The organism is Dongia sp. agr-C8, assembly GCF_054658695.1.
The window spans coordinates 761015-773319 of the sequence record NZ_BAAGHZ010000002.1; the positions used below are offsets into that span (position 1 = coordinate 761015).

At 67.2% G+C, this 12305-nt stretch carries 11 protein-coding genes; 7 read left to right on the forward strand and 4 right to left on the reverse strand.

Translation table 11 applies throughout. The features are described 5' to 3' along the window. Positions 1-79: 79 nt before the first annotated feature. On the forward strand, positions 80-271 hold the full coding sequence (locus ACYQ4T_RS11120; RefSeq protein ID WP_459853780.1) for a hypothetical protein: 192 nt from the start codon (positions 80-82) through the stop codon (positions 269-271). A 76-nt stretch (positions 272-347) separates the two neighbouring features. On the opposite strand, the gene ACYQ4T_RS11125 is transcribed toward ACYQ4T_RS11120, so the two are convergent. From ACYQ4T_RS11125 to ACYQ4T_RS11135, 3 genes are all read right to left on the reverse strand, one after another. Then, positions 348-2351 carry a hypothetical protein gene (locus tag ACYQ4T_RS11125; protein WP_459853782.1) on the reverse strand — a complete coding sequence of 668 codons (2004 nt, stop codon included), beginning with the start codon at positions 2349-2351 and terminating at the stop codon, positions 348-350. Positions 2352-2361: 10 nt separating this feature from the next. Then, the gene (locus ACYQ4T_RS11130; RefSeq protein ID WP_459853784.1) at positions 2362-4863 is read right to left on the reverse strand and encodes a type II secretion system protein GspG; all 2502 of its coding nucleotides are present in this window, start codon (positions 4861-4863) and stop codon (positions 2362-2364) included. A gap of 282 nt (positions 4864-5145) precedes the next feature. After that, positions 5146-5316 carry an AAA family ATPase gene (locus tag ACYQ4T_RS11135; protein ID WP_459853786.1) on the reverse strand — a complete coding sequence of 57 codons (171 nt, stop codon included), beginning with the start codon at positions 5314-5316 and terminating at the stop codon, positions 5146-5148. A gap of 525 nt (positions 5317-5841) precedes the next feature. Between ACYQ4T_RS11135 and ACYQ4T_RS11140 the strand changes: the two genes are divergently transcribed. After that, positions 5842-6702 carry a pirin family protein gene (locus ACYQ4T_RS11140; protein ID WP_459853788.1) on the forward strand — a complete coding sequence of 287 codons (861 nt, stop codon included), beginning with the start codon at positions 5842-5844 and terminating at the stop codon, positions 6700-6702. A 52-nt stretch (positions 6703-6754) separates the two neighbouring features. On the opposite strand, the gene ACYQ4T_RS11145 is transcribed toward ACYQ4T_RS11140, so the two are convergent. Beyond that, positions 6755-7711 (reverse strand): hypothetical protein, encoded by a 957-nt coding sequence (locus ACYQ4T_RS11145; RefSeq protein WP_459853791.1) that lies wholly within the window; start codon positions 7709-7711, stop codon positions 6755-6757. A gap of 166 nt (positions 7712-7877) precedes the next feature. Between ACYQ4T_RS11145 and ACYQ4T_RS11150 the strand changes: the two genes are divergently transcribed. From ACYQ4T_RS11150 to ACYQ4T_RS11170, 5 genes are read left to right on the forward strand one after another with little or no spacing between them, the layout of a single operon-like run. Beyond that, positions 7878-8504, forward strand: a complete 627-nt coding sequence (locus tag ACYQ4T_RS11150; RefSeq protein ID WP_459853793.1) for a thermostable hemolysin — start codon at positions 7878-7880, stop codon at positions 8502-8504. Then, positions 8501-9997 (forward strand): AMP-binding protein, encoded by a 1497-nt coding sequence (locus tag ACYQ4T_RS11155; RefSeq protein ID WP_459853795.1) that lies wholly within the window; start codon positions 8501-8503, stop codon positions 9995-9997. Before ACYQ4T_RS11150 ends, ACYQ4T_RS11155 begins: the two co-directional genes overlap by 4 nt. Further along, positions 9987-10628, forward strand: a complete 642-nt coding sequence (locus ACYQ4T_RS11160; RefSeq protein ID WP_459853797.1) for a TenA family transcriptional regulator — start codon at positions 9987-9989, stop codon at positions 10626-10628. Before ACYQ4T_RS11155 ends, ACYQ4T_RS11160 begins: the two co-directional genes overlap by 11 nt. An 8-nt stretch (positions 10629-10636) precedes the next feature. Next, positions 10637-11461, forward strand: a complete 825-nt coding sequence (locus ACYQ4T_RS11165) for an SDR family oxidoreductase (protein WP_459853799.1) — start codon at positions 10637-10639, stop codon at positions 11459-11461. Positions 11462-11463: 2 nt separating this feature from the next. Then, on the forward strand, positions 11464-12108 hold the full coding sequence (locus ACYQ4T_RS11170) for a tetratricopeptide repeat protein (protein WP_459853801.1): 645 nt from the start codon (positions 11464-11466) through the stop codon (positions 12106-12108). The last annotated feature ends 197 nt before the right edge of the window (positions 12109-12305 follow it).

Genomic DNA, 12305 nt, shown 5'->3' on the forward strand with positions numbered 1-12305 from the left:
TGCGCTGGACTTCGGACCGCGATGCTGCCCTCAATACATCCCACCCCGCGCCAGACGGGGACATCCTGGGAGAGCCGCCATGCCAGACGACAAGCCGCAGGCCGCACCGGTCCCGAGCGGCCGGCCCGATCATGACCGGGTTACCGCGGACCAGACCTACGAGATCGAAGCGCTGATGGCCAAGCACCATAAGACGCAGAAGCAGGTGCTCGAGGCGATCAAGAAGAAGGGGCCGCTGCGGGTGCAGATCGAGCGCGCGCTGCGGAAGTAGCCCCCGCGCCCTGCCCCTCACCCCCCGGCCGAGGGATGTCCGCGATCCGTTCCAATTCGGCGCGCGCCCGCCCGGTTCAGAGGCAGCGGATGACGCCGAGGTGGAAGTATTTCGGCTTTATCGCCGCCGGCGTCGTCGGTTCCGTCTGGATGACGAAGCCGCCCGGGATCTCGCCGGAGAATCCGGAATAGTTGGCCTCGGCGTAAAGCTGCGGCAAGCGATTGAGATCGACGTCCGGATTGAGCTTCAGCAGATGCAGCGATCCGGTCTCCGCCGCAATGGCGCTCATCGTGCCGGTCGGCGCCGAGTTCGGTGTGTTCGCCGGCGCGCCGCTGAAGGCCATGCGCAGCGCCACCGCGCCGAGGGTCACGCCGCCGACGGCCAGCGCCTTCTTCATCTGCTCGGCGGCCACCTCCCGCGCCAGGGCGCGCGCCGTGGCCTTCTCGATCTCGGTTTGCGCCACCTGCTTCAGCTGGCGCTCGGCCAGGACCCGGACCTCGCGCTCGGCGATCCGCCGCCCGGCCTCCTCCGTGATGGTGGTTGCCGATTTCTGCAGCATCTGCTGCATGGCCTTCTCGCCCATCGGCAGCGCCTCCTCGACCATCGGCAAGGCGGCATCCTTGATGGTTTCGCCGGCGAGCCCGCGCGCGAGGCCGGTCCCGAGCGGCGTCTGCAGGCCGGCACCGGCCGGCGCGCCCGCGCCCGCTGCGGATCCGGCCGCCGGCGCTGCGGCGAACAGCGCGCCACCGGTCGCAACCGTGCCGGCCACCACCAGCGCCGTGCCGTAAACCACGGCGCCGCCGATGACCAGCGAGTAGGCCGGATTGGCCTCCAGCCAGCGCTGCGCGGCGCGGAAGTTTTCGGGGCTGTGGAACAGCTCGAACGGGCTGTCCGCTACCTTGGCGACGACGTAGAGCGCCGCCAGCATGTAGCTCATAGGCACGGCGATGCCGCCGGCCAGTGCCAGCGCGCCCTGGACCGGAATCGGCGGGCGGACCTGCAGGTTCTTCAGGAGCTTGCTCTGGCGAACCTTCTGCGGCAGCTTGATCTCGTTCTCGAGAAAGGTCTCGTCGCAGCAGACCAGGAACTGCTCGCCCGGCAGGCCGCGCAGCCGGCTGAACAACGCCTGGCCGAGCGCGCTCAGCATGTTGTCGAGCTCCGGCACCAGGTTGATCTTGTCGACCCGGAACTGCTCTTCGGCGTCGAGTGCCCGCACCACTCTGGGATCCGGCGGCGGCTCCGGAACCGGCTTGCCCTGCTTGTCCATCACCCGGTAGCTGGCGGCGACGTTGAGCTCGGCGATCCTGCGCGCGGTCTCCGCGGTCTCGGTCAGCGCCTCGTAGAGCCGGCGGATCACCCGCTGCGCCACCTTCTCCGCGCCGTCGAAGTCGAGGTCCATCTTGACGCAGATCTTGTAGTAGAGAAGCCCCGCGGTGCGCCGCTCGATCTCCAGGAGCACGCTGTTGATGCGCAGCGTGGCGCCGAGCGCCCGCATCGAGCTCATCATGCGCCGCAGCCGATACCAGAAGCTCGCCTCGATGTAGGGCATCTGGTCGAAGGACACCTGCTTGCGCGCAATGACATCGGGCCCCGCCGGCGCCGGGTACCAGGAGCCGAGCTTGTAGCCGCGCAGCCCGAGGTCGCGATGGTTGTCCTCGATGCCCTTGAGCTTCTCCAACCCCTTGAGCATGCCCCAGGCGGAATCCGGCTTGATCTCATAGAGCTCGTTGCGATCCGCCGGCCGGGTTGGATCGATCGCCTTGTTGCGCTGATGGATCCCCTTCCAGGTCGAGATGTCGGGAATCTTTAGCCGCTTCATGCCCCGCAGCTGCTGCTCGTTGATGCCCGGATGGTGCCGCTCCAGCAGGATAACCTTGTAGTGCTCGCGATTGCCGGTGTCCCACCAGTCCTCCTTGGTCGCCTGCGGGGACTGAAACCGATTGGGCGGCGTGCGGGAGCATTCGTTGAAGTAGTCGCGCAGGATGGTTTGTTCGACCACGCCGCCCATGGTCGAGGCCTCGCCGCGGCTGAGCGCGACGCTGGGCGCCATGCAGATCTCGACGCTGCGGACGACACCCATGCCCAGGCTTTCAGGCGATGACGGCCGGGGCGGTGTTGGCTTCGATGTCGATGCCGCTTGTCGGCGTGTAGTCGAACCAGCTGCTGATCATGGAGGCGCCGGCCGCCGAGGATATGTCGGCGTCGATATCCTCGCCGCCTTCCGCGCCGTCGGCTCCGAGCGATATCAGGTCGTAGTCGTTGCCGCTGCCCGGCATCTTGTAGACCAGCGGATTGCCCCACGCGTCGTTGGTGTCGAGCGGGCCTGGAATGTCGCTGAGCTTCTCCGGATAGGCGCCGTTGTCGGCGAAATACTTCTCGATCGCCGCGATCACGACCTGCATCTTGTCCCAGCTCTTGCGCTGTTGCGGATAGAGCTGCGGCCTGGCGTGCTTCTCGGGATTGGCCGGTGGGATGCCGGCATAGTTGGTGTGGGCGAAATTGGCGATCTCCTGGGCGATCGGAATATAGGGCGAGCTGCTGGTGCCGCCGAGCATGCCGCTCTCCATCAGCCTGGTGAAATCCTCCTCGAAGCCCGGGCGCACCGTCACGACGACGCGCGCATAGCCCGCCCGCACGAAGTTCTGGTGCTCGGGATCGGGATGCTCGAACAGGAACTTGTCGGTGGCCTGGGTGTCGGAGCCCCAGAAATACGGATAGAGGAAGTAGAGCAGGTTCTCCCATTCGATGGCCTGCTGCAGGAACCTCACGGTCTCGCCGAACAACAGCGAGCGCGACCATTCGCTGGAGCTCAGGTCGACGAAGGTCGAGATGTTCGCGCCGTCCGCGATCTTGCGCTCGGCCTTGAGCAACTCGTCGATCGCCGCCTCGACGTCGGCCGGCGCGGTCGAGAAGCCGGAACCCGGGCCGAACAGCCACATGCAGATCAGGCGCAGCAGTTCCTCGCGCTCCAGCCGGCGCAGCGACAGCGTGTCCTTGCTGGCGAGCAGCCGATAGAGCCGGTCGCGGCGCTCGCGCAGGCGGCCGATCTCCTGGTCGTACTTGGCCTGCGCCGCGTTGCGGAAGGTGGTCCAGGTCTTCAGGCGCCAGGCCTCGAACAGGTCGCTGCGCCGGTGCGCGTTCGAGGTGAGCACGATCCAGAGCCCGAAGTCGGCCGGCTCGCGCAGCACGGTGAATGTCGCCTTCTGCCCGCCGGACACGCCTTTCAGCGCCACCTTGAAGACACCCGTGCCCGGTCCGGTCGGCGTCAAGGTCGCCGTGCCGCTCATCGCATAGATCATGTTCGGCTGACCCGGAGGGCCGGAATAGGTGATGCTGCCGGCCGCCTCGCCGGTCGCCAGGTATCCATCCGGGAAGGCGAACTCGAAGATCCCGTCGCTGTTCTTGCCAATGTCGTAGGTGCGCGAGATCTGCTGCTTCACGCCTTCGGGCATCGGCGCCTCGACCACGGCGCCGTACTTGGCGGCAAGCGCGGGCCAGGTCGCATCGGTGATATCCTCCGGCTTCAGGTCGAAGGCGAAGGGTGTGGCGATCAGGGCGTCGAGCTGCTCGATCTTCTTCCAGTAGGCCCAGAAGCGCAGCCCCGGCGTCGGGATGGTGATGTCGTAGGTCATCCGCAGGCCGTAGCGGAAGAGGTCGGTGCGCCACTTGCGCATCATGCGGTAGTAGTCGATCCGCACCGCGGCATTGGTCGGGTTGGTGATGGTCTTGAAGCTGCTGTCCTCCGTGCCCTTCTTGGTCTCCAGCTTCATGCTGACCTTGTGCTCCTGGCGGGAGCGCGCGGAGGCCTTCTCCGTCACCTCGCGGTTCTTCGACATCGATTCGGTGACGGACTGGCTCTGCTCATTGGCGTTGTTCAGGCCAAAGTTGGTGGTCATCGAGACCGGGCCGTAGGAGGCCGAGACGCTGGCGCCGAAGTTGAGGGTGCTGGAATGCTTGGCCTCGTTGGTGGTGGACATCGAGGCGTCGGTCTTCTCGGCCACGCCGCGCTCGCTGTAGCTCTCGAAATAGTCCTGCACGATCTGCTCGAACTCCTGCGAGCTGGTGGACCATTCCTTGTGCGAGACCGTCTGCGTCTCGCCGGGTGCCAGCGGCACGGTATAGACCAGCTCGCCGCGCTGGATGCCGACCGGGTACATCTCGATCCGCTCGAGATAGAGCCGGCCGATCGGCGAGATCGTCTGCTGGGCCTCGAAGCTGTCGATGGCCGGCGCAAGCGCCGCCCCATGGTCTGAGATGCCGACGGCGAGCTTGGCGAAGGCGACCAGCGCGGCGTCGGGAATCTCGGCGACCTTCTGTGCCACCGTCAGGTACTGCTCGGGACGCTGCTCCAGGGTCTGCGACAAGTTCGCGACGCGCTTCACCGTGTCGGCGTCGAGCGCCGGATCCGCGATCCGTTCTGCCGCGGTCAGGCGCTGCAGCGCCTCACGGTTGAGGTTGAGCGATTTCAGGAAGGACGCCTTGCGGAAGGCGCCGGTGGGCTTGCCGGCCTGATGCCTGATATCGGATGGGGAGAGCTTCGTGGCCACATGACTGGCCGTGAAGAGCAGACGCTTGCTGTTCACCAATTCCATGACCGCCTCCGGTGGCAATTGGGACTAAAGCTCGAGGCAAGCGTATGCGAAGCGTGACGCCCTGGCGCGCGCAAACACGGCCGCACATGACCAACGTCACTCGGGTAAGAGTTGGACGGCGAACATCCAGCGGGGTGTGGGATCGGCGTTCAGCAATGCCGTGCGAGATTCTGCATCCGGTCTGACGCTCATGCGCGTAGATCTCCGGCCACGGCGGCGTCCTGAATACGCGCTTGTGATAGCGATGCGCATAGCCGTATGTGCCCAACGCCGGCGCGCCAGTCACGTGCTCCAGAGCCGCCGCGGCGGCAAGGCCGTGCCGCCGTGCGCCGTCTCTTCACGGACGATGCGGCGGCCGGGCTCCTCTGCCGTGGCAGGACCGCGGCGGGCGAGCTCTTCGCGCAAACTGGACTTGGCGCCCGAGCAGCCGGAAATCGCCACGAGGCGTTGCATCTCCACCTCGCTCCACGCTTGATCTTCGAGAGAGGAGAGCTTACATTTATGTGTGATACTCGGCCTGGATTCCGAGAACGTGAGTATTTTCAGATGTTGCCGGCAAGGCAGCTACGGGCCGGCCTTTACAGAATCCGCCAGCATGGACCGGACCGTTACCAGACACGCGAACCCAACTTGAGACTTGAGAAACCCGTCTGTGTCGACCGCGCCCTTAACTGATTGCGGCGACCGGATTTTTTGTTCAACCCACGCAGACAGGACGCAGACAAAAGCAATATTTTCTCGCCCCGCGCAGACCGATCCGCCCAGGCAGACAGGACGCAGACGAAACTTCAAACCCGGACAGGACCCGGACGGATCAGCCAACGCAGGCCGGACGCAGACACCTTTAAGCAGGGCCGGCCCGGACATTGTTAACCGGCCGCGAACAGCCCATCTTGCCGTCCGGCCCTGGTGCCGGGGCGCTGCCGTGGGCACCTTCGACCGACCCTGCATAGACCCAGCATGTACGAGGACGAGGCGATGAGCACCCATCTGGCTGAAGTCGAAACCGGCACCGAGCGCCGCGTGGTCGCGGTGATCCGCGGCGTGCCCACTTCGGACGGCGCCGGGGTGAAGCTCACCCGCGTCATCGGCCAGCGCGCCCTCCCCGACCTCGATCCCTTCCTGATGCTGGACGAGTTCGGCTCCGAGAAAGGCGCCGACTATATCGGCGGCTTCCCCGACCACCCGCATCGCGGCTTCGAGACCGTGACCTATATGCTCGACGGCCGCATGCGGCATTGGGACAACAAGGGCAATTCCGGCCTGCTGGTCCCGGGCTCGGTGCAATGGATGACCGCCGGCAGCGGCCTGGTGCATTCCGAGATGCCGGAGCAGGAAGACGGCCTGATGCGCGGCTTCCAGCTCTGGATCAACCTCCCCGCCAAGGACAAGATGTGCGCGCCGCGCTACCAGGAATACGCGCCGGAGCAGATCCCGGTCGCCCAGCCTGCGCCCGGCGTCGCGGTCAAGGTGATCGCCGGCGAAGTCGCGGGCATTCGTGGCCCGATCGGCGGCGTCGCCACCGATCCCATCTATCTCGACATCTCACTCGAGAAGGGCGCCCGCTTCGCGCATCGCCTGCCGAAAGAGCACAACGCCTTCGCCTATATGTTCGAGGGCGCCGGGATGATCGGTGTCAAAGCGGTGGAGAAGCAGCAGCTCGCCGTGCTTTCCCAAGGCGAGATCTTCAACGTCACCGCCGACGAAGGACCGGCGCGGCTGATCCTGGTCGCCGGCAAGCCTTTGCGCGAGCCGGTGGTGAAATACGGCCCCTTCGTGATGAACACCGCCGAGGAAATCCACCAGGCCGTCGCCGACTTTCAGGCCGGGCGGCTCTAATAAATCCCCCTCTCCCCCTGCGGGAGAGGGCTGGGGTGAGGGGTCGACGGGTCTATCCGCGCTGGTTCCTCCGCCACAGCTCGACCACGCCGAGCGTGACGAGCCCGAGCAGCAGCGGCAGCAGATAATAGAGCGCGCGGAAGGCGAGCAGCGCGCCGACCGCCGGCGCCGCGAGTGACGCGGACGGCGCCATCAGCAGCAGCACGCTGGATTCGAAGACGCCCAAGCCCCCCGGCACGCTGCTGGCGATGCCGAGAGTGAGCGAGACCACGGCGATGCCGAGCACGGTCGCGTAGTCGGCATTGAGGTCCGCGGGCAACAGCGCATAGGCCGCCGCGGCGAGGCAGGCGATGTCGAGCACCGAGCAGAGGACTTGCGGCAGGACGGTTCGGAACGGCGGCGTCTCGATCTTGCGGCCGAGGAGATGGAACGGGCGCGCGCGCAACGTCGCGGCCAGGAGAGTGAGCGAGACCAGCGCCAGGCCGATGCCGATGTCGCGCGTGAGGCTGTGCGGCAACAGGATCTCATGATCGAGAAGTCCGGGATGCAGGATCATCGCCGCGGCGATCTGCAGGCAGAGCGCCAGCGCGAGTGTGCCGCTGAACGAGGCCTGCACCTTCGCCACCTCGGCGAAACGCGCGCCGAACATAGAGTAGAGCCGATAACGCAACCCGCCGCCGACCGCGACCGAGAAGCCGCTGGAATGCCCGATCGACTGCGCCATGAATCCGCCGAGCGCCGCCACCGGGAAGGCCAGCGGTCGCCCCGCGGTCTGCAATGCGAAATACTCCTGGCCGGCGATCGCGAGGAAGCTGCCGCCGGTGAAGAGCAGCGCGATCACGATCTCGTGCAGGCGCAGGCCACGCAATGCCTGCAGCACCTTGTCGAACTCGACATGGCGCAGCGCGCCATGCAGGCCATAGAAGGCAAGACCCACTACCGCCAGCGAGAACAGCAGCGAGGCCGGTCCGCGCAGGCGCTGGAAGAGTCGATGCTGCAGTGATGTCATGCCAACCTTAAGCCAACCTGAAGGAGCCGCCACCATAGCGGCCGCCCCATGCCGATCAAGGGCTGACGCGGATCAAGCGTCGAGAGGACGGTACCGACGCAGGGACAGTGTGCGGTAAGTCCCCGCCGTTAGCATCCTGGCCATCGACAACAAAGCGATGGCAGCGATGCGCCGCAATTCGAGACCCCAATCCGATCTCACCCTCGCCGAACATGGCGCGCATGATCGCGCGGCGGTGACGGAGTTCATCCGCAACCGCTTCATGCAGGATCACCAGGCGCAGCTCACCCACCTGATGCCGCGGCTGTTCTCGCTCAGCACAGCGGCGGGACAAATGATTGCCGGCTTCGGCCTGCGCGAGGCGGCGCAGTCCCGGCTGTTCATGGAATGCTATCTCGACGAGCCGGTCGAGGCGCGGATCGCCCGGCTCGCCGGCCGCACGGTCGCCCGCGGGGGCATCGTCGAGGTCGGCAACCTCGCCTCGCGGCCGGGCGGCGCGCGGGCGATGATCGCGCTGCTGACGCGGCATCTCCACGAGCACGGCTTCGAATGGGTGACCTTCACCGGCGTCGCCCGGCTGCGCTCCGCCTTCCACCGCCTGGGCCTGCATCCGCTCGAGATCGCGCGGGCGACGCCGGACCGCCTCAGCGAGAGCGAGCGGCGCGCCTGGGGTCGCTATTTCGAGAGCCGGCCGATCGTGATGGCGGGGCATGTGCCGAGCGGCTTCCGTGCGCTGTTCCGCAGCCAGCCGCGCGCGCTGCCTTGCGCGGCGGCCGAGGCAACCGCACCATGAGCGCGGTCCTGCAGGCGCTGCGCCGTCACGCGGCCGAGCGGCCGCATGCTACGGCGATCATCGGCGGCGACCGCGCGCTCGATTATGCCGGCCTCGCCGAGCGCGTGCTCAGCGTCGCCTCGACCTTGCTCGCCGGGCGCAGTCGCCGCTGCGGGCTGCTGCTCGACAACGGCATCGGCTGGGCGGTCTGCGATCTCGCCGCCCGCTGGACGCGCACGCCGCTGGTGCCGATCCCGACCTTCTTCAGCCCGCAGCAGCTTGCGCATGTGATCGCGAGTTCGGGCATCGACAGCCTGATCACCGACCGGCCGCTGGCGGAGTTGGAGACGATCCGGCGCGAGGAGATCGGCAGCCTGATCGGGCAACGCGCCTCCTGCCTGCGCCTGCAGCCCGCGCGCGCCACCGTGCTGCCGGGACGGACCGCGAAGGTGACCTATACCTCTGGGACGACCGGAGCGGCGAAAGGCGTCTGCCTCGCCGATGCCGCGACCGATCGGGTCGCGCAGTCGCTGCTGGAGGTAAGCCGGGGCAGCGCGGAGGACCGTCATCTCTGCCTGCTGCCTTTGGCGACCTTGCTCGAGAACATCGCCGGCATCGACGTGCCGATCCTGGCCGGCGCCGCCACCGCCATCCCCAGCCTCGCTGAAGTCGGCCTCGGCGGCTCGTCGCAGCTCGACACCAGGGCGATGCTGGCGGCGATCGAGAAATACGCGCCGACCAGCATCGTCACCGTGCCGCAGACCTTGGCCGGCCTGCTGTTCGCGATCTCCCAGGCGGGCCGTCGCCCGCAGCAGCTGCGCCTGGTAGCAGTCGGCGGCGCGCCGATCGCGCCGGCGGTGTTGCAACAGGCGGATGCGCTCGGCGTGCCGGTTTACCAGGGCTACGGCCTCTCGGAGCTGAGCTCGGTCGTCGCCTTCAACGGACCCGGCGCCAATCGCCTGGGCAGCGTCGGCAGAGTGCTGCCGCATGCCGAGCTGCGCCTCGCCGCGGACGGCGAGATCCTGGCCAAGGGCGCGGTGTTCGAAGGCTATGTCGGCGGCGCCGAGGCGCAGACCACGGACGGCTACTGGCCGACCGGCGATATCGGCCATCTCGACGCGGACGGCTACCTCCATCTCGACGGCCGCAAGAAGAACATGTTCATCACCGCCTTCGGCCGCAACGTCGCGCCGGAATGGGTCGAGTGCGAGCTGACCGCGCGGCCGGCGATCGCGCAGGCTGCGGTGTTCGGAGAGGCGCGCCCCTTCAACGCCGCGGTGCTGGTGCCGCGGAATGCCGCATTCACCGCGGCGGTGGAAGCTGACCTCCGCAAGGTGAATGACAGTCTGCCCGACTATGCCAGGGTCGGTCGCTGGATCGTCGCGGACGAGGCCTTCTCGCCGCTGAACGGCATGGCGACGCCGAATGGCCGGCTGCGACGCGAGGCGATCTTCGCGCGCTATCGCACGCGGCTCGAAGGGCTTTATGAGGGCGAGGCAATCCATGTTTCATGACGAGTTGGTGACGCAGACGGCCACGGACCGGAATACGCTGCTGGCAGCGCCGATCATCCAGTTGGCGCTGGCCGGCCGGGTGACGCGCGACCAGTACATCGCGTTTCTGACCGAGGCCTACCACCACGTGCGGCACACCGTGCCGCTGCTGATGCTCTGCGCCGCGCGGCTGCCGGAGCGGCTGGAATGGCTGCGCAAGGCCGCGGTCGAATACATCGAGGAGGAGATCGGCCACGACGAGTGGATCCTCGCCGACATCGCGGCCTGCGGCGCCGATTCCGAGGCCGCGAGGCGCGCCGGCCCCGGCATGGCGACCGACGTGATGGTCGGCTATGCCTTCGACACCGTGCAGCGCCGCAACCCGCTCGGCTTCTTCGGCATGGCGCATGTGCTGGAAGGGACCAGCGTGGCACTCGCCACCCGCGCCGCGGCTGCGCTGCAGGCGGCGCTCGACCTGCCCGATCAGGCCTTTACCTATCTCAACTCGCACGGCGTGCTGGATATCGACCACACCGCCAACTTCGCACAGCTGATGAACCGGCTGGAAGACGACGACGATCGCGCAGATGTGATCCGCTCGGCGAAGACATTCTTCCGGCTCTATGGCGACATCTTCCGGTCGATCGCATGACGAGGGCCATGGCCGAGACGCCGCGCCATATCCTGCTGACCGGCGCCAGCGGCGGTATCGGTGCCGCGACCGCCGCAGCCCTGGCCGCACGCGGCAGCCGGCTGACTTTGGTCGCGCGCGATCCCGCGCGGCTGCGGCGGCTGGCAGATCGGCTGGCACCGCGCGCCGCCGGCACGGCCGTGATCGCCGCCGACCTCGGCGTCTCCGGGACGGCGGCGCGGGTGATCGCGCAGGCGACGGAGATGCTGGGCGGCATCGATGTCCTGGTCAACTGCGCCGGCGTCAATGATTTCGGCCGCTTCACCTTCGCCGCGCCGGAGCGGATCGAGGCCCTGATCGCGACCAACCTGCTGGCGCCGATCCAGCTCTGCCGCGCCGCGCTGCCGGGCATGCTGGCACAGGGCCGCGGCCGGATCGTGAACGTGGGATCCGTGATGGGCGGCGTCGGTTTTGCCGGCTTCGGTGTCTATTGCGCCAGCAAGTTCGGCCTGCGCGGCTTCTCCGAGGCGCTGCGCCGCGAGCTGCGGGGCAGCGGAGTCTCGGTCACTTATGTGGCCCCGCGCTACACGCGGACCGCGCTCAACACCGACGCCATGGATCGCATGGCGCAAGACGTACGGATGAATACCGATGCACCGGAGACCGCGGCCGGCGTCATTGCCGCCGCGGTATTCGGCACCAAGACCGAGCACACCATCGGCGCCATGGAGCGCCTGCTGGTCCGCCTCAACGGGCTGCTGCCCGGCGTCGTGGACCGTTCCCTCGCCACGCTCAATCGCCGCATGCTCGACCATGCCGATGAAGCGGGCGGGATTGTCGAGAGGAGAGCCTGACCATGAAGAAGCGCGTATTGTTGGCAACGATCGGCCTGGCCACGCTGCTGCAGATCAGCGGCGCCGCTGCGGCCGATGAAATGGGGACCGGGATCTCCGAGCTCGGCCATGCCTGGGCGAAGGTCTATTACCAGACCCCGGAGAAGCAGCAGGAAGCGCAATATCCGGCCCTGGTCGCGCAAGCCGACGCGCTGGCCCGGCAGTATCCCGCCAAGGCCGAGCCGATGATCTGGCAGGCGATCATCCTCAGCTCCTATGCCGGCGCGAAAGGCGGCCTGGGGGCCCTCGACCTGGCGGAAAAGGCGCGCGACATCGCCATGGCCGCCGCCAAGATCGACGAGAAGGCGCTGGACGCCGGCGCGCTCACCTCGCTGGGCGTGCTCTATTACAAGGTCCCGGGCTGGCCGATCGGCTTCGGCAGCGACAAGAAGGCGAAGCAGTATCTCGATCGCGCCCTGGCCATCGCGCCGAGCGCGCTCGACGTCAACTTCTTCTACGGCGACTTCATGATCGAGCAGGGCGAGAAGGAGAAGGCGCGGACCTTCCTCGAGAAGGCGTTGCAGGCGCCGGCCCGGCCCGGTCGCGAGGATGCCGATATCGGCCGCAAGCAGGAGATTCAGGAGGATCTGGCCAAGCTGAACGGCTGACGCAACGAATCGGGACTTTTGCTACCATCGAGCGCCGCGCGCGCCGGTTCCGCGCCCGGCGAAATAAATAAATTTCCTGTTCTACATCATGCCCGCGGTGTTTGATTGCCGCCGCTCAATCACGCAGCCGCGGCGTGAATGCAGTGCGTTTCGCTAAACGGATGGAGTCTCAGCGCATTAGCACCTAGCCGTGATTC

What these genes read in the sequence shown, in the direction of transcription:
- ACYQ4T_RS11155 (WP_459853795.1), top strand. Translation starts at nt 8,501, where the DNA reads ATGAGCGCGGTCCTGCAGGCGCTGCGCCGTCACGCGGCCGAGCGGCCG.
- ACYQ4T_RS11150 (WP_459853793.1), top strand. Translation starts at nt 7,878, where the DNA reads ATGCGCCGCAATTCGAGACCCCAATCCGATCTCACCCTCGCCGAACAT.
- ACYQ4T_RS11160 (WP_459853797.1), top strand. Translation starts at nt 9,987, where the DNA reads ATGTTTCATGACGAGTTGGTGACGCAGACGGCCACGGACCGGAATACG.
- ACYQ4T_RS11135 (WP_459853786.1), bottom strand. Translation starts at nt 5,316, where the DNA reads ATGCAACGCCTCGTGGCGATTTCCGGCTGCTCGGGCGCCAAGTCCAGT.
- ACYQ4T_RS11145 (WP_459853791.1), bottom strand. Translation starts at nt 7,711, where the DNA reads ATGACATCACTGCAGCATCGACTCTTCCAGCGCCTGCGCGGACCGGCC.
- ACYQ4T_RS11170 (WP_459853801.1), top strand. Translation starts at nt 11,464, where the DNA reads ATGAAGAAGCGCGTATTGTTGGCAACGATCGGCCTGGCCACGCTGCTG.
- ACYQ4T_RS11165 (WP_459853799.1), top strand. Translation starts at nt 10,637, where the DNA reads ATGGCCGAGACGCCGCGCCATATCCTGCTGACCGGCGCCAGCGGCGGT.
- ACYQ4T_RS11140 (WP_459853788.1), top strand. Translation starts at nt 5,842, where the DNA reads ATGAGCACCCATCTGGCTGAAGTCGAAACCGGCACCGAGCGCCGCGTG.
- ACYQ4T_RS11130 (WP_459853784.1), bottom strand. Translation starts at nt 4,863, where the DNA reads ATGGAATTGGTGAACAGCAAGCGTCTGCTCTTCACGGCCAGTCATGTG.
- ACYQ4T_RS11120 (WP_459853780.1), top strand. Translation starts at nt 80, where the DNA reads ATGCCAGACGACAAGCCGCAGGCCGCACCGGTCCCGAGCGGCCGGCCC.
- ACYQ4T_RS11125 (WP_459853782.1), bottom strand. Translation starts at nt 2,351, where the DNA reads ATGGGTGTCGTCCGCAGCGTCGAGATCTGCATGGCGCCCAGCGTCGCG.